19 protein-coding genes are annotated in these 18,133 nt (G+C 69.5%); 17 read left to right on the plus strand and 2 right to left on the minus strand.

Features of this window, described 5'->3' with window-relative positions; translation table 11 throughout:
- Window positions 1-303: 303 nt before the first annotated feature.
- Entirely contained in the window at window positions 304-678 is a 375-nt protein-coding gene (locus ACTWNK_RS25300) for a hypothetical protein (protein WP_474307001.1), read from the minus strand.
- A gap of 62 nt (window positions 679-740) precedes the next feature.
- On the opposite strand from ACTWNK_RS25300, the gene ACTWNK_RS25305 reads away from it, so the two are divergent.
- The 11 genes from ACTWNK_RS25305 to ACTWNK_RS25355 all read left to right on the plus strand — a co-directional run bounded on the left by ACTWNK_RS25305 (window position 741) and on the right by ACTWNK_RS25355 (window position 11,598).
- Window positions 741-1,355, plus strand: a complete 615-nt coding sequence (locus ACTWNK_RS25305) for a TetR/AcrR family transcriptional regulator (RefSeq protein ID WP_474307003.1) — start codon at window positions 741-743, stop codon at window positions 1,353-1,355.
- 197 nt (window positions 1,356-1,552) lie between these two features.
- Window positions 1,553-2,251 carry a hypothetical protein gene (locus ACTWNK_RS25310; protein ID WP_474307004.1) on the plus strand — a complete coding sequence of 233 codons (699 nt, stop codon included), beginning with the start codon at window positions 1,553-1,555 and terminating at the stop codon, window positions 2,249-2,251.
- 64 nt (window positions 2,252-2,315) lie between these two features.
- Complete coding sequence (locus tag ACTWNK_RS25315; protein WP_474307005.1) at window positions 2,316-2,600, plus strand: YaaC family protein; 285 nt, start codon at window positions 2,316-2,318, stop codon at window positions 2,598-2,600.
- A gap of 27 nt (window positions 2,601-2,627) precedes the next feature.
- Window positions 2,628-3,122 (plus strand): SigE family RNA polymerase sigma factor, encoded by a 495-nt coding sequence (locus ACTWNK_RS25320; RefSeq protein WP_474307006.1) that lies wholly within the window; start codon window positions 2,628-2,630, stop codon window positions 3,120-3,122.
- 8 nt (window positions 3,123-3,130) lie between these two features.
- Window positions 3,131-4,207: a hypothetical protein gene (locus ACTWNK_RS25325; RefSeq protein ID WP_474307007.1), complete on the plus strand. Its 1,077-nt coding sequence runs from the start codon at window positions 3,131-3,133 to the stop codon at window positions 4,205-4,207.
- 80 nt (window positions 4,208-4,287) lie between these two features.
- The gene (locus ACTWNK_RS25330; protein ID WP_474307008.1) at window positions 4,288-5,652 is read left to right on the plus strand and encodes a hypothetical protein; all 1,365 of its coding nucleotides are present in this window, start codon (window positions 4,288-4,290) and stop codon (window positions 5,650-5,652) included.
- A 367-nt stretch (window positions 5,653-6,019) separates the two neighbouring features.
- Entirely contained in the window at window positions 6,020-6,607 is a 588-nt protein-coding gene (locus tag ACTWNK_RS25335; RefSeq protein WP_474307009.1) for an SdpA family antimicrobial peptide system protein, read from the plus strand.
- On the plus strand, window positions 6,526-7,566 hold the full coding sequence (locus ACTWNK_RS25340; RefSeq protein ID WP_474307010.1) for a sporulation-delaying protein SdpB family protein: 1,041 nt from the start codon (window positions 6,526-6,528) through the stop codon (window positions 7,564-7,566). Before ACTWNK_RS25335 ends, ACTWNK_RS25340 begins: the two co-directional genes overlap by 82 nt.
- A gap of 74 nt (window positions 7,567-7,640) precedes the next feature.
- Window positions 7,641-8,183 carry a sporulation delaying protein family toxin gene (locus ACTWNK_RS25345; protein WP_474307011.1) on the plus strand — a complete coding sequence of 181 codons (543 nt, stop codon included), beginning with the start codon at window positions 7,641-7,643 and terminating at the stop codon, window positions 8,181-8,183.
- A gap of 771 nt (window positions 8,184-8,954) precedes the next feature.
- Window positions 8,955-9,203 (plus strand): hypothetical protein, encoded by a 249-nt coding sequence (locus ACTWNK_RS25350; RefSeq protein ID WP_474307012.1) that lies wholly within the window; start codon window positions 8,955-8,957, stop codon window positions 9,201-9,203.
- Between the two features lie 379 nt (window positions 9,204-9,582).
- Window positions 9,583-11,598 carry a tetratricopeptide repeat protein gene (locus tag ACTWNK_RS25355; RefSeq protein ID WP_474307013.1) on the plus strand — a complete coding sequence of 672 codons (2,016 nt, stop codon included), beginning with the start codon at window positions 9,583-9,585 and terminating at the stop codon, window positions 11,596-11,598.
- A 427-nt stretch (window positions 11,599-12,025) separates the two neighbouring features.
- Here ACTWNK_RS25355 and ACTWNK_RS25360 read toward each other — a convergent pair whose 3' ends face one another.
- The gene (locus tag ACTWNK_RS25360) at window positions 12,026-13,693 is read right to left on the minus strand and encodes a WD40 repeat domain-containing protein (RefSeq protein ID WP_474307015.1); all 1,668 of its coding nucleotides are present in this window, start codon (window positions 13,691-13,693) and stop codon (window positions 12,026-12,028) included.
- 70 nt (window positions 13,694-13,763) lie between these two features.
- Between ACTWNK_RS25360 and ACTWNK_RS25365 the strand changes: the two genes are divergently transcribed.
- The 6 genes from ACTWNK_RS25365 (at window position 13,764) to ACTWNK_RS25390 (ending at window position 18,127) form a co-directional block, all read left to right on the plus strand.
- Window positions 13,764-13,973 carry a hypothetical protein gene (locus tag ACTWNK_RS25365; protein WP_474307016.1) on the plus strand — a complete coding sequence of 70 codons (210 nt, stop codon included), beginning with the start codon at window positions 13,764-13,766 and terminating at the stop codon, window positions 13,971-13,973.
- A gap of 235 nt (window positions 13,974-14,208) precedes the next feature.
- Window positions 14,209-14,625, plus strand: coding sequence for a hypothetical protein (locus ACTWNK_RS25370; protein WP_474307017.1), 417 nt, complete (start codon window positions 14,209-14,211; stop codon window positions 14,623-14,625).
- A 306-nt stretch (window positions 14,626-14,931) separates the two neighbouring features.
- On the plus strand, window positions 14,932-15,762 hold the full coding sequence (locus ACTWNK_RS25375; protein WP_474307018.1) for a nitroreductase/quinone reductase family protein: 831 nt from the start codon (window positions 14,932-14,934) through the stop codon (window positions 15,760-15,762).
- A gap of 117 nt (window positions 15,763-15,879) precedes the next feature.
- On the plus strand, window positions 15,880-16,275 hold the full coding sequence (locus ACTWNK_RS25380) for a GntR family transcriptional regulator (protein WP_474307019.1): 396 nt from the start codon (window positions 15,880-15,882) through the stop codon (window positions 16,273-16,275).
- Window positions 16,272-17,156, plus strand: coding sequence for an ABC transporter ATP-binding protein (locus tag ACTWNK_RS25385; RefSeq protein ID WP_474307020.1), 885 nt, complete (start codon window positions 16,272-16,274; stop codon window positions 17,154-17,156). The genes ACTWNK_RS25380 and ACTWNK_RS25385 overlap by 4 nt, the downstream gene beginning before the upstream one ends.
- Window positions 17,153-18,127, plus strand: a complete 975-nt coding sequence (locus ACTWNK_RS25390) for an ABC transporter permease (protein WP_474307022.1) — start codon at window positions 17,153-17,155, stop codon at window positions 18,125-18,127. The genes ACTWNK_RS25385 and ACTWNK_RS25390 overlap by 4 nt, the downstream gene beginning before the upstream one ends.
- The last annotated feature ends 6 nt before the right edge of the window (window positions 18,128-18,133 follow it).

Genomic DNA, 18,133 nt, shown 5'->3' on the forward strand with positions numbered 1-18,133 from the left:
GGTGTCGAGGGAGGCGTGCCCGAGGCGGGCTTGGACCTGGGCGACGTCGCGGCACCTTCGGCTTCTCGCGCCGACCCGGCACGCATCGCGCTCACCCGGGCCCGCGCCCCCAGCACCCCATCGCCGATGCCGCGCCCGGCACGCATCCCCGCACACCCCCGCATGACGACGGATCTTCGCCACCCGAGACGCGATCGCAACACCGGCAACGACGGAGCTTCGAGACCACCCTGTCACCGTCACCCACCCCGACAGCCTGCACAAGAAGCATCCTGGCCAGATACCCCTACCTGATCTTGGAGATCAGGAAGCGGGCTCTGAAGCCTGGCGCGGCGCGGCGGCGACCAGCCATGCGGCGAACGCGATGGGCGCGAGCGTCTGGTATGCCACCCACACCTCGCCCCCGCCGCTGCCACCCATCCACGCCACCAGCAGCCCGGCCAGCCCGGCCAGCCCCCAACCGGCGTCATAGGTGACCATGAGCCACATATAGGCCCGCATCGTACGACGGCGCACGTACCTCACCTCGATCCCACCACCGATCAGCAGGGCCACGCCAGAGGCCATCATCAGCCATGAGGGCACGCCGAGCATCTGACCCAGCAGGGCAGTGCCGCCGAAGAAGGCAGCACCGAGCAGCATCTTGAAGATGCCGTCGGCGATGATCCCCGCCACCATCCCCTGACCTGCCCGAGATCCTTGTTTCATAATTTCATTACTACCATAATATGATTATGAGAATGTCGAGAGCCGAGACCAAGGAACGTAACCGTCGCGCCCTGCTGGACGCCGCGTTCCAGGTCGTATCCAAAGACGGGTACCGCGCGAAGCTCGAGGAGATCGCTGAGCGGGCCGAGCTGACCACCGGCGCCATCTACTCGTTGTTCGGCAGCAAGAACGGCCTGGTGGTCGCGCTGGTAGCCGACTACCAGCGCGACCACTACGAAGAGATCGAGAAGGCGATTGCCCCCGAGCTGAACCTGCTCGAAGCCGCCGAAGCCTTCGCCCGGCACTACTGGCACACCAGCACGGCCCCCGACGCGCGCTCTGGCCTGTCCCTGCAGATCACTCTGCTGGACATGGCCCTACACGACGCCGAGCTGGCGGCCCAACTCGGCGCATCCGTCCGAACGCAGGAAAGCCACCTGACCGCGCTGTTCACCGGACGCTCACACCCTGGCGGCGTCGTAACACCGCACCAGGCACAACGCCTGGCCCTCGCCCTCAGAGCCCTGTTCGTCGGCCTCAGTCAGGGCGTCGTTCTCGGCCTCACCCACGACACCGACGAGGACTACTTCGCCGACACCGCCCGCGCCCTGGCGACCCTCCTCTCACAACCCGCTCCCTCCTCGTGAGCCGACGATGGCGCACCTGAGCACGGCCCTGGCCATCCACGGATCTCAAGGGATCGAAGACAGGCTCTCGGGGCGGACCGGTCCGGGCGACCAGAGGGGTTGCCCCCGCCGCACAGGCACCACACTCGGCTGGGCCTCCCCGAGGCGATCCAGGCTGAATTGCGCTGGCTTCTGACCATGGAGCAGGCCGCCAGCAGATGGGCGTGCTGTTCGTCGAACATGCGGCCGAACAGTGCGAATATCTGGTCGACCAGCGCGATGGCAGTGCCGCGCTGGTCCGGGGTGAAAGTGATGGCGCGCAGCTGCCGGTCGATGTCGTCCGCGCCTATGGCGTGGCCGGTCTCCAGGGCGGCGTGTTCGGCGCCGAAGTAGCACAGGGTGCGGCCGGTGGCCTCGGTGTAGGCGGTGGCTGCGGGCAGGAACGCCCGCCAGGCGCCGAAGCCGATCGCCTCGATGAGCGCGATCCGGATACCGCGGCTCTGGTCGGTCAGCGCCTGCAGCCTCGCGGTAACGGATCGGGAAGCATCGTGGTTCGGCAGCGGGTACCACCGCGCGGCATGCGGCAGACATCGGCGCCGCACCATACCTGGGCCGATCGGAGCGTGACCGCATCACGTGGAGCCCGCGCGCCATTGCCCGGCGGGTGCGTGCCGCCGGGGCTTGGTCTGCCGTCGGGCGGCAGGAGCACACGTGCCTGCCCAGGCGCTGTTCAGGCGACTATGGCGAATCTAGCGCAAGGGCACACCCCAGGCGGTGGCCGTGACAGCGGCGTGGTCGGCCTGCCCTCGACGCGGGCGCTTCGAGCGATATCTTCCCTGTGTGACCCAGCTGCCTTCTTCTCCCCGCAGCCCGCGCGCGATCGCGAAGGTGACGTTGAGCGCTGTTGTCGCAGTTGAGGGCTCCATTGGGCGGCCGGAATGAGGTCGGGGTGGCTAGGGTCGGGGTGGCTAGGGTCGGCGTGTGGCTGCGGACTTCGACCTCATCTGGCAGGCCTTGCGGGCGACGCGGCGGGAGCCGCCAGCAGCGGATAAGGCGCGCCGCCCGACGTATGTGGCGGCGTTGGAGCAGGCCGAGCAGTTGCTACGCGCGGCCGGGAACGCGGGGCCCGCATCGAGCCCGCTCCGGCTGTTCTACGGATTGAGGCAGGCAGGGCGAGCAAGTGCGGCCGCAGCAAAGGACCTGAAGGGCCTGGACCGGCAGTTGGACGGACACGGGATCACCATGACGCCGGGTATTCCAACCTGAAGCCCCTCGCCGGAGTTGTTTCGATACATGGACCGTTACGAGGGGTTCCACGAGTTCGTACGCACGCGTCAGCAGTCGCTCATGCGGACGGCGTACCTGCTCACGGGGAACCCCCATCTCGCCGAGGACCTCTTGCAGACGGTCCTCACCCGTGTCGCCTCCCACTGGACGAAACTCGCCAAGGTCGGCAACCCCGAGGCCTACGCCCGTAAAGCCCTGGTGAATCAGACCATCTCGTGGCGCAGGCGCAAGCAGGTCGAACTACCGGGGGCGGAGCTGCCGGAGACAGCCGAACCGGGGCAACCACACGACGAGGCAACCGTGCGCCGTCTCACCCTGCGCCACGCGCTGGCGAAGCTCACGCCCAAGCAGCGGGCCGTGATCGTACTGCGCTTCTACGAAGACCGCTCAGAGCACGAGACCGCGCAGCTCATGGGGATCTCGGTCGGCACCGTCAAGAGCCAGACCAACTACGCGCTGTCCAAGCTGCGCGCGCTCGCTCCGAAAGAGGTGTACCGATGAATCACACGTTGCGCGAGGACCTGCACGCGCTGGCCGAGCAGGCGCCCACCGTCGATCTGGCGGCGCAGGCGGTGCGGGGCGCGCGCAGGAGGCGCGCCACCCGGCTGGCTGTGGTGGCCGCCGCTGTGACCTGCCTGATCGTGCTCGGCGGCGGAGCCATGCTGCTGCAGATCCGTCCCGCACCCCCGATCGTGCTCACCCCGCCGGAGACCAAAGCACTTCCGTTGCCCGCGAAGGGAGTCGGACCGGTGGAGCAGGCCTTCCGGCCGGGCTGCTCCGGCAGCTCGTGCACCGGCAGTCCGTGGCAGATCGTGACACGCCAGGGCGAGACCTACCGACTGGGCAAGGAAGCAACCGGGCCGCTGGAGGTCACGGCCGACGGCCGCAGGATCGCCTTCTACGACTCGAAGCATCGCCGCATCGTCGTACGCGATCTGGCGAGCGGCAAGACGTGGCAGGCGCCGCTGGAGCAGCCCGCGGAAGACTTCGCGACTGAGTACGCGCTGCGGCTGTCGCCTGATGGGCTGCGTTTCGTTGTGTCCGGGTGGGGCGGCCGGAGGGAGCCGAACAAGCTGGTGGACGTGGAACGCGAGACGGTGACCGACCTCAAGCGGGGATGGTGGCCGGTGAGCGTGTCGGACGGTTCGGGACCTGTCGTGCTGGCCAAGCCGTACGACATGACCAGCCAGGTGTGGATGCTCGGCCATGATCCGATCACCATCCGGGACTTCACGTACGGCTACAGCGGCCTCGCACCTGACGGGCAGACGCTCGCCCGGCTGGGACAGACCGTCGACCGGAACCGGCGACCGATGGTGCAGCAGGACGGATCCATCGTGACCTTCAGTGCGACGCAGGCCGGTCGGGAGAGCCGTACCTCGATCTCCGGGCTGCCGGAAGGGCTCCATCCTTCGCGGCTCGGGAGCTGGTTGAACGCCACCGAGGTAACCGTGCTGGCCGTCCCCGAGTCTCCGAGTGGGACTGCGTCGGTGGTCTACGCCGTGGATGTGCGGACGGGCAACAGCAGGGAACTGTTCGCGGTGCGCGAGGACGGCCTGAACGTGGTGCCGGGGCTGGTGCGCTGAGCGCGACGATTTCGGGAAGGCAGGTTTGCGCTGGGCTGGGTGGTCCGAGACCACGCCCGTGTCCACCACGAGTACGGACGGTGACCAGGGGCTGGAGCCATCGGGCCGCGTCCGCCCAGCTCGGCGTCCGCCGCAGTGGCACCTTCTACGGGATCGGCTCGATCATCATGGCCGAGGACATGCATGCGGCCACCGCCGTGGGCGCGCTCAAGGCGATCGACTCAGGTGTCACGACGATCATGGATTGCTGCGACTGCGTCAACACCCCCGAGCACGCCGTGGCCGCTGTCGAGGCGCTGCGGGCCAGCGGGATCAGGCATGTGTACTCCTACGGCTTTCAGTCCTTCGCGTTCGAACCGCCCGGCTTCGCCTCGCACGCCGACCGGCTCGCCGACGCCGAGCGGTTGCGCTCCTACGGCTGGGGCGGGTTGTCGAGCATGGGCGTACTGCTCAGCGACTTCGGCACGCTGCCGTTCAGGCTGGCGGCCGAGCTGGAGGTGCTGACCGCCTCGCACACGGCCGCCGCGACGGCGTCGATCCTGCTCAAGGGCCTTCGCGAGTTCCACGACCACGGGCTGCTGCGGCCTGGTCATGTGCACATCCACGCCCCCGCCCTGGTGGATGAGGAGTGGCGGCTGGTGGCCGATACCGGCGGCCGGGTCACGATCGCGCCCGAGACCGAGATGCAGACGGGCATGGGCGTGCCGCCGTTCCGCCCCGCGCTCCAGCACGGTGCTGATCGGCGGTGTGGTGCGCAAACGCCACGGGCAGCTGGTCGGCCACGACCTGAACGCCGTCGCGGCCGAAGGTCAGCGGGCGCCGGCCCGCATCCGCCGGGCGGCGGCCGTGCTGCCGTCGCTTGGGCCCGAAGCGGTCGCCGACTGGTTCGCCCACGCCGAACGGGTGGCCGCCCAGGTGTTCGGCAGCGCCTACACCGCCGAAGGCAGGCCGGCCGAACTGTAGGCGAGCACCTGCACCGCCCACCGGGACTGCCGCTGTTCGGGACCGTGGCCACCGTCGCCCTGCCGGTCGCGACGGTCGCCGGGACCGCGCCGGGCGCCGCCACCGGTGCGGTCGCCGACAAGGACGGTGATGGGATCAGCACCAAGTACGTCCAGTACGGCAAGGCCCCGGCCCGTGACCTGACCCCTGGCAGCGCGGCGGCCCTGTTCGTCCTCGTCGACGACGCCGACCACAGCGGCGTGTTCGAGTCCGCCGAACTCGTCGATGTCCTGACGTGCGTGACCGAAACCCCGTACGCGCCCCTGGCCCGTGAACGGCGGGCCGGGCGGCGCAGGGGGTTCGCAGCAGGGGCACACACTCATCGCGCATGCTCAGCACGGGCTGCGCCTGCACCGCCCGCCGTACAGAGCCTCCATGACGGCGACGCCTGCCCGCGCTCCGCCACCTTGGCGGCACGCCACGATCTGGCGACGGACCGGTAGGGAGATGCAGCGGGAGGCGTGGACCGGGACGGTCTCGACCGCGCCTCCGGGTAGTGGCGCTCCCGAACCGGAATCGCCAATACCCGATGGGCGCCAGGGAACCCAACCGGTTCGACAATTCGCCGGAAGCCATTCTCTGATCGGCGTGGTGATCCGCTCCCCGAGCGTCTACGTTCCTGGACTCCGCGCCGACCAGATACAACACAACCTCGGACGGGGCCGGCGCCTTCGTGGTCGCGGCCGGTGCAACCAGGACACCAGTGGGTTCCAAGTCGAAGTGATCACCATAGGCGCACGAGCAGAGGGATATTCCTCCCGCCGCAGCTCGGAACCCAGGGGTTGTTTCTCAGTCGGAAGGCGATATTCCTTGGCTCTCGTCGTTCCGGACAGTGAATTCACGCCGCAAGCGCTCGGGCGGCTTCTGGTCGGTCTCACAGCGATATGGTCCGCGGTCATCTTCTACGTGGTGGATTCCCAATTGCCGAGCAATACCATCGAGTTGCCGGGGCAGCGCGAACTCCGCCAGAACATCCGCATCGTCACACCGCAGGGCTGGGCGTTCTTCACCTTGTCGCCGAGAAGGTCTCGCCTGGGCGCATGGCATCCACAGGCCGACGGGCGGTGGGGCGGCGCCCTGGTCGGCGCCAACTCCGAGCCGAAGCACCTGCTCGGATTCAAGCGGAGCGCACGCGCCGAGTCGGTCGAGCTTGGCCTGATCCTTCAGAGGGTCACGAGCCGGCAATGGCTGCCGTGTGAGAGCGGTGACATCCCGGCGTGCCTGGCACGGTCGTCCGCGGTAGTCCCGGTGGAGAACTCCTTGCCGGACCCACGCCACTGCGGCGCGATCGGCGTGTCCAAGCAGGACCCGGCCCCATGGGCCTGGGCGGCCGGCAAGGTGCGGATTCCCGCCACCGTCGTGCGGTTGGAGGTCCGGTGCACAGACTCGACTCACTAGCTCGCACCATTGTTGCGGCCTCTCCTTGGACAAACGTCTACGGGTTGGCCAGAACCATTCTCGCGCTGGGCCTCCTGGGCACTCTCGCCGCGAATTCCAGCGCTACGCTGTTTTCTCCGGCAGCAGGAGTGGTCACGGCTCCGCATTGCGAGGACCTGGCCAGGTTCGGGGCCTTCTGCCTGCTTGAGACCAGGCACCTGGAATGGGCGCGCCTGCTGGCCGTGGTGCTCCTGGCCGTCGCGGCCAGCGGTTGGCGGCCGCGGCTCACCGCTGTTCCGCAGTGGTGGATCACTGTGAGTTTCCAGGCGTCCACCACCCTGCCAGATGGCGGAGATCAGGTCAGCGCCATCCTGTGCCTCTTGCTGGCCCCCGTCGCCCTGACCGATTCGCGGACCTGGCATTGGCAGCGCGCGGCACCCACCCACGAGAGAGGGGCCGCCGCCCTGATCTGCTGGTCATCCCTGTTCGTCATCCGGCTCCAGGTCGCCGGAATCTACTTCCAGTCCTCCGTCGCCAAACTCAGTCACGAGGAATGGGCCAACGGGACCTCGCTCTACTACTGGCTGACCGACCCCGTCTATGGGATGCCGCTCTGGATGCTGGACATCCTCCTACCGGTGCTGATCCATCCCGTCGGCGTCATCTTGTTCACGTGGACGCCTCTGATCATCGAATTCGCACTCGTGATGGGACTGGTCGCACGCAGACCGGTGCGGCCCTATCTGCTGGCCGCCGGCCTCGCTCTTCATGGATTCATCGCGGTGTTCATGGGGCTCGGGAGTTTCGCCACCGCCATGTGCGCTGCGCTCATCCTCTATCTGCGGCCATCGGATCAGGAATTCATCTTCTCGCTGCGGCGCCGCATGCGATTCTTCGGCCGTGCTTCGCCGTCAGAACCAACGCCCTCTCGGGAGTACGCGATCCAGGACAGGCAGGAGGAAGGCGCCACGCGGTCATAGCGCACGAATTCATCGTGTCAGGTTTCGAAACAAGGAGAAAAGTGAAAAGAATCCGCTTGATCGGTTTAGCAGGGATGACAGCGTTCGCCATGTTCGTGGGCGCAGAGATTCCCGCACACTCCACGACGGCGACCCTGCCTCTGGGCTCGTCCGTGACAGCCGGCGCCTCCCAGGTATCCCGATACGATGGGGAGACCATCTTCCACGGCATCTTCTTCGGCCAGGGGCCGATCGTCGAGATCCTTCCTGAGCTGCGCCGCAAGACACCCGGTGTGTCGGCAAGACAGATCACAGAGACGATGCGGCTCGTCGTGGGCGACATCAGGGCCAAGAACCCCACGTTCTTCGACGACTTCGGCGCAGACATCACCAGCGGGGACCACCTCCGCATCGACACGGCCCTTCAATCAGCCGAGAAGGTCCTCGTCGAGGTCATCCAGCAACGCTACGGGACCGACCCGGCCATGATGCCCCCGCCTGTGGTCATCGTGCTGGTCGCCGTCGCGGTCGTGGCGGCCGCGGTCGCGGTCGTGTTCGTGATGTACTTCGCGCCCTCCGGCGAAGACGGTCTCGACAGGGAACGACTGGTAGCCAGAATCGCGGAGAGGCTGGCCTAGATCGCTGACGTGAAATGCGGTGATCGGCTCCGGATGTGACGAAGGGCGTCCATGGTTGATGTGAAGACAGACCTGGACGCCTTTTGACAGCACACCCCTGAGAGCCCGTCTGGCGCCGACCGCCAAGGCAGGCGCCAGACCGGGGGCCAACGCCCCGACCCGCAGATTCGGAATGCGGCGAGCTCGATGATGCCGCAGCCGAACTCGCCTCACCGGCCTCCCAGGCGGCACTCGTCGTTCCTGAAGCAGGTCGAGGCCGAGCTCGCGCAGCGCCGGGGAGGCGGGCGGTGTTCAGCACCAGTCGTCGGGCCTGGCTCAGGTGAGGACGCCCTCCTGCGCAGGGCCCGGGCAGGGCGGCGCCGACGTGCTCGACGCCGGAGGTGAAACTCCACGTGCCCGACAGGTGGTACCCGCCCGGCTCGGTGACAGCCCGGCCGACGGGGGCGTAGGCGGAGGGGACCGGCGTGTCCGGCTCATCACCCCGCACCTCCTGCTGCGCCTGGGCGGGGAAGGCGGCGACGTGCCAGGCGTGGGCGCCGAGCACGGAGGCCACTGCTGCGCGTGCTGGCCGACCGGCCGGGCCCCCAGCAGCCCGTAATGCGTCGCGATCCTGGTCGCGGCAGGCACCTACGTCAACGCCCCGTTCGAGGGCCGCCGCTCCGAGTCCCCGCTGCACTAGGCGGCCGGCAGCGGCGACAGCACCGACGCGTACGCGTTCGGCCAAGGGCGAGCCGCCCGCCACCTCGCCGAACACGGCGCGACGACCACGCTGTGGGAATCTTCGGCGCTCAGGTTGATAGAGCGATCACCCAGCACCTCGCCGCGACGCCGACGTCGGCCCAGGAGATCACCCACGCCCTGTGGACGGCTGGCGCGAGAGCGGCCGTTCTTCCTGCGTCGCGGCGGGACGTCAACTGGATCGGCCACGACAACCTCACGCCCCTGGACGCCGCCCTGCGCACCGGCGGCGGCGACCTCGACGGGTGGCTGTGCTCCCAGGGAGCACAGCCACCCGGCTGACGAGCTCGCTTGAAGGCATCCACCGCCTGACACCTCCCGAAGAGGCCCCCCCGACCACGATCGGGCCCTGAGCGCAACCGGGGAGCGTAACGGATCGGCGACGGCCCGGGACAGCCCGGGCGGCTGGTCGCACAGTGGGGGCATGACGCTTCCCGGCGAGCACACCTCTGTCCCGCCCGCCCGCGCACAGGTGGTGAACGCCTCCAGTGAGCGGTCGGTAGCGGTGGGAGGGGACAACACCGGAGCGATCAGCACCGGCCCCGGCGGGATCGCGCTCAAGGTGGACCTACACCTGCGGGCTGCAGCCCCGCAGGCCTTGGCCGGGCTGCCCGCCCCTCCCACCGGTTTCACCGGCCGTGCGGACGCGATGGACACGCTGGTGGCCTTCCTCGACCCGGCTCGCGACGACGGTGGTGAGGTGGCGGGTTCGGGGGTGGTGGTGTCGGCGGTGGCGGGAATGGGCGGAATCGGCAAGACCGCCTTGGCCCTGAAAGCCGCCCACCACGCCATGACCGAAGGCTGGTTCGGCGGCGGAGTGTTCTTCATCGACCTGCGCGGCTACACCTCAGACGCGAGCGGGCAGGTGAGCGCAGGGGCCGCAGCCGGTCAGTTGCTGCGGGCGATGGGCGTGCACGGCGAAGATGTGCCCGCAGAGGCGGGCGAGGTGCTCGTGTTGTACCGGTCGGTCATGGCCGGCTTGGCGGGCGAGGGCAAAGGGATTTTGGTGGTGGCCGACAACGCCGCCGCTGTCACCCAGGTGCAGGACCTGTTGCCCGCGCACCCGTGTCACCGGCTGCTGGTGACCTCCCGGCACACGCTGGCCTCGCTACCCGCCCGCCACCTCGATCTGGCCGTCATGGAGCGGGCGGAGTCGGTGGAGTTGCTGCACACCGCGCTGGCCCTGCGCGACCCCGCCGACCTGCGGGCGGTCGAGCAGGAGGCCGACGCCCATCGGGTGGCCGCCTTGTGCGGAGACCTGCCGCTGGCGCTGCAGATCGCCGCAGCTCTGCTCGCGGCCGAACCTGGCCGACCGCTGATAGAGCTGGCTGCTGAGCTGGCCGAGACCGGGGAGCGGCTGAACGTGCTGTCCCCGCCCGACGGTGGGAGCCTCGATGGGAGTGGGCCGGTCGCCGTGCGTGCGGTGCTGGAGCTGTCCTACCGGCACCTGCTGCGCACCCGGCCGTATCTGGGTCGGCTGCTGCGTCTGCTGACCTCGGTCCCCGGTCCCGATATCGGCCTGCACGCCACAGCCGCCCTGGCCGGACAGAAGGAGGGGCGAACCCGGAGGGAGCTACGGGAACTGAGCGTGGCCCACCTGATCACCGTTCCGGCCCCCGGCCGGTGGGGCATGCACGACCTGGTCCGCGAACACACCGCCGAGCACGCCCGCGCGCATGCCGGAGACGACGGGCAGTCGCAGGCCACAGACCAGCTGCTGGAGCACTACCTGGGCACCGCCGAAGCCGCCGACGACCACCTGCGCGCCCTGCCCGGCCAACCCGTTCCCGCGCTGTTCGGCGGGCGGCAGCAGGCTCTGGCCTGGTTCGACACCGAACGCGCCAACCTCATCGCCGCCGTCCTCCAGGCCGCCGACACCGGCCGCCACCAGGTGACCGCACGCCTGACCGCCTGCCTCGCCCCCTACTTGGACTGGCGCCGACACCTGAACGACTGGCTGACCGTCAGCGCCCTCGCCGTCGATGCCACCCGCGAGCTCCGCCACCGCCACGGCGAAGGCTGGGCGTTGGGCAACCTCGGCATCGTCCTGCAGCAGGTGCGGCACTTCGACGAAGCCATCACGACCTGCCGGCAAGCAGCCGACATTTACCGCGAGGTCGGCGACCGCCATGGCGAAGGGCAGGCGCTCAACAACCTCAGCGCCGCCCTGGCCACAGTGCGGCGCTTCGACGAAGCCATCACCACCTGCCGGCAAGCAGCCGGCATCTGCCGCGAACTCGGCGACCGCCACGGCGAAGGCCACGCGCTCAACAACCTCGGCCTCGCCCTGGCCGAGGTGCGACGCTTCGACGAAGCCATCACCGCCCACCAGCACGCAGCCGACATCCTCAGCGAGGTCGGCGACCGCCACAGCAAAGGCACGGCACTCAACAACCTCGGCAACACACTGCGGCAGGTGCGGCGCTTCGACGAAGCCATCGCCACTCACCAGGACGCGATCGACATCTGCCATGAGGTCGGCGACCGCCATGGCGAAGGGCAGGCGCTCAACAACCTCGGCAACGCCCTGCAGGAGGTGCGGCGCCTCGACGAGGCCATCACCGCCTACCGGCAGGCGGAGGTCATCTTCGCCTCCTTCGACGACGACCACAACCTGGGCCTCGTCCGAAACAACCTCGCCAGAGTCCACGCCCTGCGAGATGAACCGGAGGCTTGATCGGCTGCTCTGGAACGAACGCCACCTACGCCACGCTCTCGGCGAGTACGAGAAGTTCTACGACGAGCACCGCGCTCACCAAGCCCTCAACCGAGCGGCTCCACCTCGCGTCCCGCGGAGCCAACCGAGCCGTCTCCCGTTGTGCTCGCCCCCCTGCGCCTGCCGAAACTGCGTCTGTGCAGTTCAACGCGATCGCCTCATCGAGTTCGCGGAGCTTCGCGGCGACTTGGTCGATCAGGGGCTGGATCTGCTCGACGGCGCGAGCCAGCGTCGATCTTGTCCAGCAGGAGACGGCTCGGTCCGCCGCGGTCATGTGAACCGCCAAGGCGGGGTGGACGTCTGCTTGACCACCCATCGTTTCGGTTGTGAGACGACCCCTGTGTCTGCCAGCCCTGCTTGCACCCCGGGTGTGAATGGTCTGATCGGCTCACGCCTTACCACCCGGACAGGGGGGCTGGAAGGGGACGTCGACCACGTGCTTGCGCCACTCCGCCTCGGTGATCGCGTCCCCGGATTCACGGCAAATCCGTGCAGCGATCCGCGCCGGGTCCACCTCCCACAACCGCGCATCGTTTCCGGAACTGGCGAGCATGCTCCCGTCCGCGCTGAACGCGAGCTCCAGGTAATTCTCGCCCGGGCTGTTGATGGCGATCCGGCTATGCGGCTGCGCGGGGTCGGTGATGTCCCAGAGCCACAGCTGGCCCGCCCCGGTTCCTATCGCCAGCGTCCGGTCGTCGGGGGCGAAGGTGATGGCGAAGATCCGGCCGTCCGGCCCGGTCAAAGGCACGCCCACCAGAGTGGGGCGAGTGGGGTCGGCTACCCTCCACATCCGTATCGTCCCTGAGCTGTTGCCTGCCGCGAGCAGGGTTCCGGCACGGTTGAAGGTCACCGACCGTACGTCGTCACCCGCCGCGGTCACGATCTTCGCGATGAGCACGGGAGCGGCCGACAGGTCCCACAGTGCCACTACTCCGTTCTGCGCCGCGGCGGCCAGGGTGCGCCCGTTGGGGCTGAAGGCCAGGGCGAAGATCTGCCCGGAGCCCGGGTTGAGGGCGCCGCGGGGCTGCCAGGTGGCCGCATCCCACAGGTGCACCGAGCCGTCGTCGCTGGCCGCGGCCAGAAACTTGCCGTCTGGGCTGAAGGCCACGTTCTGGATGAGCGCGGTTAGACCGGTCAGTGGGGCATCACGGCGCACTGGTTGTGCCGGATCGGTGATGTCCCACAGCAGTACGGCATTGCCGAGGCGGGTGCCGCCCGCCAGGGTGCGCCCATCCGGGCTGATAGCCACGGTGCCTGCCATCCTGTCGTACTCCGCCGGCGCGGCCAGAGGAGGGCTCACCGGTGTGGGTCGGCGACCGGCCACGTCCCAGAGCCTGATATCGCTGGAAGCGGTGGCGAGCAGGGGGGATCCGGGCCGGAAAGCGACGTTGTCGATGGCATACTCCGACCGCTTCATCAGCGGCCCCGGCCAATCCCACAGCCGGGCCACTCCGTCGGTGCCGTTGGTGATGACAAGGCGGTCGCCCTGGCTGAACCGCACGGCTGTGACCGGCGCTGGATGGGGCAGGGCGGCGACCACTTGTCCGCTGGCCACGTCCCAGATGCGAGCTGTGGTGGAGTTGCCCGTACCGAGCAGCCGGCCGTCGGAGCTGAAGGATACGACGTTGATCCACACGCCGGCCTCGCCGACGAGGGGCTTGCCGTAGGCCTTGGGCCGGTCGGGGCGGGTGGTGTCCCACAACCGTACCGAGCCGTCGTTGCTGCCCACGGCGACCAGGTTGTCGTGGTAGGCGATGGTGTTGGCCCGGGTGGGCAGCGACACGGCAGGGCCGGCGGGACGGACGGCGGTGGGATCGCTGGTGTCCCACAGCTGCAGCGAACCGGCCATGGCCGTGCCGTTGGCCGCGGCCAGTACCCGGCCATCGGGCCGGAACGCCAGTGCGCGAACCGCGCCCTCCGCAGGGGTGAGCGGGGCGTTCAGCGTGGAGGTCCGCATGTCCCAGAGCCGGATCGTCCCATCACCGCTACCGATGGCCAGCGCGTGTCCGTCGGGGCTGAAGGCCAGCGCGTACACGCTGTCGGCCGGGCCGCTCAACGGTCCCCCCAGGGGCAACGGCCGTTGCGGGTCGGCGACGTTCCACAGCCGCTCCTACACCTCCCGGCCTGTGATCTCCGGTTCGTTCCCCAAGTTCACCAACATTCCGGATCCGCTGGGCGGTGAATGGTGGTCGGACCAGTTCGGGGACTGCGACGGCGGCACCGGGCAGAACGGCAATCCCTGGGGGCTGGACATCCCCCTTCCTGGTGATCTGAATCCGAACAGCGTGCATTTCTGCACCTATCCCGGCACAGGTCCTGATCCGGAATACGACTGAGTCGAGATGACCTGGAGCAGCGGCACCGCGGTGCCGCTGCTCCCTCAGTTGTCGGCGCTCCTCCCATTGAGCAGGGCAACGATCAAGGAATTGAGCCCGCCTGAGGATGACGACCGGCCAGGAGCAGATGCCTGACACCTACCGCCGTGAAGGTATTTCTGATGGCGGGGTTCGCCCCCGCACTGCCCGGCCACGGCATCGGCCTGCGGATCCCGGCGGCGCTCTGGACGCCGCGGTGTCGGCCTTCAACAGCAGGCGGACGACCGGCCTCACCCTGAAGCAGGGCAATCCGGAACGCACCATGATCGTGTACGACTGGTGGTACGCGCTGAGCTGGGAGCAGCCTCCGGCCGAGGCATCGCGGATCGCGCCGACCGCAGGTGAGGGCAGAAAGCCGACGAAGGGCACGGTCCTGGGGATCGGCCGGCCGGCATGGCTGGTGGACGGCCCGCCCGACGGGCACGGCGCCTGCGCCATGGGCGCCTTCTGGGACAGGGGCTCGCCCTACCGCGACCTGCTGGGCGGCGCGGCCCTGCACGACGGCCTGTCGACCGGCCTGCCCCACAGGCCGTGGTGGTCACCTCCGAGCACGAGCAGGACAAGGTCCACTTCCACCTGTCCTGACCCGGCGGCCCCGCCGGGCCCGCCTTGACGCGGGCGGGTGCGGCGGCTGTAATGATCTGTGTGTCGCTCGGCGGCACCGTTCTAAGGGGATGATGTCGTGATTAATCACTTCACAGGCAGCGCCTAGTCTTCAGCGTTTCCGCGCGTCTCCCCCGCGCCCCTGCTGTGTCGAGCACCGCTCCCCAGCGTGATGTCGCCATGCTCCGCACCAGGGCCGGACCGACGCCCGCACGTCCCGCGTCATGCACCACTCGTCACGCACGTCGCGACGGGTGCCGTGGCATGCCTTTTTCTTCCACCGCGCACTTCGCCTTTCATGGAGACCACTTTTCGTATGTCCAACGACTTCAACCAGCAGATCATCGACGAGTTCCGCGCCAACGGCGGCCGGGTGGGCGGCTACTTCGAGGGCGCCAGGCTGCTCCTGCTCACCACCGTGGGCGCCCGTAGCGGCAGAGCGACCACCACGCCGCTCGGGTACCTGCCCGACGGGCAGCGCATCCTGATCATCGCCTCGGCGGGCGGCTCCCCCACGCATCCCGACTGGTACCACAACCTGCTGGCCCATCCCCGGGCCACGGTCGAGAACGGCGTGTTCACCTACGAGGCCGAGGCGGTCGTCCTCGAAGGCGAGGAGCGCGACCGGCTGTTCGCCAGGGCGGTCGAGGCCGACCCGGGGTGGGGCGAGTATCAGGTCAAGGCGGGCCGGGTGCTGCCGGTGATCGCTCTCAACGCGATCGACGCGGGACCGCCGTCCGGCCCGCCAGGCGACGCGCTCGTCACCATCCACGGGTACTTCCGCAAGGAGCTCGCCCTCATCCGGGCCGAGGTCGCCACCGCCGGGGCCGGGCTCGGCGCCCAGCTGCGGATCAACTGCCTGACGCTGTGCGAGACCCTGCACGGCCACCACACCCACGAGGACAACGGCCTGTTCCCCTACCTGGAGGGCAACCATCCCGAACTGGCCGAGACCATGGCCAGGCTGCGCGCCGAGCACGGCCGGGTCCAGGAGCTGCTGTCCCAGCTGCAGGCCGTCCTGTCCGACGACACGACCGGACCGGCCGAGCTGCTGAGCGAGGTGGAGCGGCTCTCCGCCGAGGTGGAGGCCCATCTGGACTACGAGGAGGAGCAGCTGGTGCCCCTGCTGAACACCATGAGCCGCTAGCCGGACCCCAGGGCCCCGCGTCGCCGTACGGCGGTGCGGGGCTTTGTGGTTGCGGGAGGCGGGTGGCTGTGTACTATCTCGCTAGTACATTGACACACGATCTCGTGGAGTGATGCCGTGTTCGCCTTCCAGCTGGACCATGCCTCGGGCGTGCCCACCTATCTGCAGCTCGTCGACCAGGTGCGCAGGAGCCTGCTGCTCGGCTACCTGCGGGACGGCGACCAGCTGCCCACCGTGCGCGAGGTGGCCGCCGCCGTGGTGATCAACCCCAACACGGTGGCCAAGGCCTACCGCGAGCTGGAGCGCATGGGGCTGGTCACGCCCAGGGCCGGGCAGGGCACCTTCGTCACCGGGCAGGTCGGTCAGGTGCCCGCCGCCACGTTCGCCAGGCTGTCGCACGGCCTGCGCGACTGGCTGGGCCAGGCACGCCGGGCCGGTCTCGACCCCGAGCAGATCCACGCCCTCGTCGTCACCACCCTCGACGACGAGGCCGGCCGGGCGGGCGTCGCATGAGCGCCCTGCGCATCGACAACCTCGGCAAGAGGTACGGCAGACGCACGTGGGCGCTGCGCGGCTGCACGCTGGACCTGCCGCAGGGCGGCGTGATCGCCCTGGTCGGCGCCAACGGCGCGGGCAAGACCACCCTGCTGCACCTGGCCATCGGCCTGCTGGCCCCCACCGAGGGCGCGGTGTCGATGTTCGGCGAGCCGCTGCGCATGGACCGGCCGCGCGGGCTGGCCGAGATCGGCTTCGTCGCGCAGGACCATCCGCTGTACCGGAGCTTCACCGTGGAGGACATGGTGCGGTTCGGCCGGGCCGCCAATGCGCGCTTCGACGTCCGCGGCGCGCTTCGCCGCCTGGCCGAGCTCGGCATCCCGCCGGGGCGCAGGTGCGGCGGGCTGTCGGGCGGTCAGCAGGCCCAGGTCGCCCTCACCCTGGCCCTGGCCAAGCAGCCCCGCCTGCTCGTGCTCGACGAGCCGGTCGCCAGCCTCGACCCGCTGGCCAGGCGCGAGTTCATGAGCTCGCTCGTCGCCGCCGTCGCCGACACCGGGCTGACCGTGCTGCTGTCCTCGCACGTGGTGACCGAGCTCGAACGCGTCTGCGACCACCTGGTCCTGCTGCACGAGGGCCGCCTGCGCCTGGCCGCTCCCATCGAGGACCTGCTGGCCGGGCACCGCCTGCTCACCGGGCCGGGCCCGGCCGACACCGGGCTCGCCGACGGGGTGATCTCGGCCGTGCACGGCGACAGGCACAGCACCCTGCTGGTACGCAGGCCCGAAGGACTGCCCTCCCATCCGGCCTGGCAGGAGCGGCACGTCACGCTGGAGGAGCTCGTCCTCGCCTATCTGGCCCGCTCAGGCGACTCCCCCGGCGAAGGACGGCTCAGCGCATGATCTGGATCACCTGGCGCCAGCACCGGGGCGAACTGCTGGTCGCCCTCCTGCTGCTGGCCGCCGTCGCCGTCCCCTTGATCGTCACCGGCCTGGCCGTGCACGAGGAGTACACCGCCGACGGCGTGGCCGCCTGCGCCTCCCCGCCTGGGAGCGGCCCGGCCTGCGCGCACCTGGTCGAAGGCTTCCTTGACCGGCATGCCGAGTGGGGCAACAGGTTCGCCTGGGTGTGCCTGCTCCCGGCGCTGGCCGGGGTGTTCGTCGGCGCGCCGATGGCGGCCAGGGAGTTCGAGCAGGGCACCTGGCGGCTCGCCTTCACCCAGAGCGTCACCAGGACTCGGTGGCTGAGCGTCAAACTGGCCCTGGTGGGCGGCGCCACGGCGGTGCTCGCCTTCGCCTTCTCCTCGCTGTTCACCTGGTGGCGTGCTCCGCTGGACGAGATCGGCGGCAGGATGCGCACCTCCGCCTTCGTCGTCGCCGCACCGAGCCTGGTGGCCGCGACCCTGTTCGCCCTGGCACTCGGCGTGCTGGCCGGGGCGTTGCTGCGCCGTACGATCGCGGCCATGGCGGTGACGCTCACGCTCTTCCTGCTCGTGCGCATCACGACCGAGGAGTACGGCAGGCCCCGCTACCGCACGCCGCTGGCCAGGCTCGACGATCCCGGCGTGCGGCCGGGCCTCTCCTCGGGCGACTGGGCGGTGGACAGCGGCTGGGTGGACGCCGCCGGTCGCCGGGTCGCCGAAGGGGAGCGTGCGGCGATCGTCAGGCGGCTGAGCGGCGGGGTCCGGCCGCAGGGCGGGGGCGGTGAGCAGGTCGAGCGGTATCTGGCCGAGCACGGGATGCGGCACTACACCGGTTACCACCCGGGCGGCGGCTTCTGGGCCTTCCAGCTCGTCGAAGCCGCCTGGTTCACCGGCCTGGCCGTCGTCCTGCTGGCGGTGGCCGTCTGGGTGATACGCCGCCGCACAAGGTGAGACCGT

Source organism: Nonomuraea sp. IBHARD001, from assembly GCF_056106265.1.

Bases quoted from the DNA above. Each gene is read 5' to 3' on its own strand.
- ACTWNK_RS25300 (WP_474307001.1), bottom strand. From the start codon at position 678: ATGGTGGCGGGGATCATCGCCGACGGCATCTTCAAGATGCTGCTCGGT.
- ACTWNK_RS25305 (WP_474307003.1), top strand. From the start codon at position 741: ATGTCGAGAGCCGAGACCAAGGAACGTAACCGTCGCGCCCTGCTGGAC.
- ACTWNK_RS25310 (WP_474307004.1), top strand. From the start codon at position 1,553: ATGGGCGTGCTGTTCGTCGAACATGCGGCCGAACAGTGCGAATATCTG.
- ACTWNK_RS25320 (WP_474307006.1), top strand. From the start codon at position 2,628: ATGGACCGTTACGAGGGGTTCCACGAGTTCGTACGCACGCGTCAGCAG.
- ACTWNK_RS25340 (WP_474307010.1), top strand. From the start codon at position 6,526: ATGGGCCTGGGCGGCCGGCAAGGTGCGGATTCCCGCCACCGTCGTGCG.
- ACTWNK_RS25345 (WP_474307011.1), top strand. From the start codon at position 7,641: ATGACAGCGTTCGCCATGTTCGTGGGCGCAGAGATTCCCGCACACTCC.
- ACTWNK_RS25375 (WP_474307018.1), top strand. From the start codon at position 14,932: ATGTCCAACGACTTCAACCAGCAGATCATCGACGAGTTCCGCGCCAAC.
- ACTWNK_RS25385 (WP_474307020.1), top strand. From the start codon at position 16,272: ATGAGCGCCCTGCGCATCGACAACCTCGGCAAGAGGTACGGCAGACGC.
- ACTWNK_RS25390 (WP_474307022.1), top strand. From the start codon at position 17,153: ATGATCTGGATCACCTGGCGCCAGCACCGGGGCGAACTGCTGGTCGCC.